The organism is Stenotrophomonas sp. HMWF023 (assembly GCF_003060985.1).
In the GTDB taxonomy this organism is placed as follows: Bacteria; Pseudomonadota; Gammaproteobacteria; order Xanthomonadales; family Xanthomonadaceae; genus Stenotrophomonas; species Stenotrophomonas lactitubi.
This window is the reverse complement of sequence record NZ_QAIJ01000310.1, coordinates 902-2,033: the sequence shown is the minus strand read 5'-3', so window position 1 is coordinate 2,033 and position 1,132 is coordinate 902. Positions and strand designations below refer to the sequence as shown.

Below are 1,132 nucleotides of genomic sequence, written 5' to 3'. Positions count from 1 at the left end.
CGGGGAACGAGGGCTTGTGCATGGCACCATGATAGCGTCCCCCGCCGCTGCCCTGTGCCCGCCCCATGCTCTACCTGTCCCTGGCCGTGATCTGCAGTGTGCTGGTTTCGGTGTTGTTGAAGCTGGCTGGTCGTCGCCAGCTGGATGTTGCGCAGATGGTGACCTGGAACTATCTGGTCGCCGCGACGATGACGGCAGTGGTGCTGCAGCCGCCGCTGGACGCCTTGCGCGCACCGCATGCACCGTGGGTTTCACTGCTGGCGCTGGCGGTGGTGCTGCCCTCGATCTTCCTGGTACTCGGCCGCGCCGTGGCGGTGGCCGGCATCGTGCGCAGTGATGTGGCGCAGCGGTTGTCGCTGCTGCTGTCGCTGGCGGCGGCGTTCCTGTTCTTCGGCCAGACCGCCACATCGTGGAAGCTGCTCGGGCTGGGCCTGGGCCTGCTGGCGATGGTTGCGATCAGTCTGCGTCCACGCGGTCCCGCAGTGGCCGCTTCAACCGGCGGCTGGGGCTGGTTGCTGGGCGTGTGGGCCGGCTTTGCAGTGGTGGATGTGCTGCTGAAGCAGGTGGCGCTGTCGGGCACCCCGTCGATGGCGGCGGTGCTGGCCAGTTTCAGCGTGGCCTTCGTGCTGATGCTGGCGTTGCAGCTGTGGCGGCATTTCAGTGGGCGCAGCCGCCTGGCCTGGCGCAACCTCGGTGCCGGCGCGCTGCTGGGCCTGCTCAACGGCGGCAACATCCTGTTCTACGTGCATGCGCACCAGTCGATGCCGCACAGCCCGGCCACCGTGTTCGCCGGCATGAACATCGGCGTGGTGGTGCTGGGTGCGCTGGTGGGCGTGTTCGCCTTCGGCGAGGCGACCACGCGCTGGAACCGTGCCGGTCTGGCACTGGCGGTGCTGGCGATTGGTTTGATCGCCTGGGGGTGAGCCCCGGGCGATCTTGCCCCTTGTAGGGCCGAGCCCATGCTCGGCTGCCGTTGGCGCGCAAAGCAGCCGAGCATGGGCTCGGCTCTACAAGAAGGGCCGCCGGGTTATCTGTCGAAGCCCAGCAGCAGCGGGTCGTGGTCGGAGCTGCGCCACGGGCCCTGCACGTTGCGGCCCTGGTAGCCGCTGGCGTCCTGCTCGTCAGCGTTGCT

1 protein-coding gene is annotated in these 1,132 nt (G+C 68.5%); it reads left to right on the top strand.

Features of this window, described 5'->3' with window-relative positions; translation table 11 throughout:
• The first annotated feature begins 65 nt into the window (after nt 1-65).
• On the top strand, nt 66-923 hold the full coding sequence (locus DBR20_RS18285) for a hypothetical protein (RefSeq protein ID WP_108267486.1): 858 nt from the start codon (nt 66-68) through the stop codon (nt 921-923).
• Nucleotides 924-1,132 lie beyond the last annotated feature (209 nt).

Excerpts from the sequence above, each read along its gene's own strand:
- DBR20_RS18285 (WP_108267486.1), top strand. The coding sequence starts at position 66 with ATGCTCTACCTGTCCCTGGCCGTGATCTGCAGTGTGCTGGTTTCGGTG.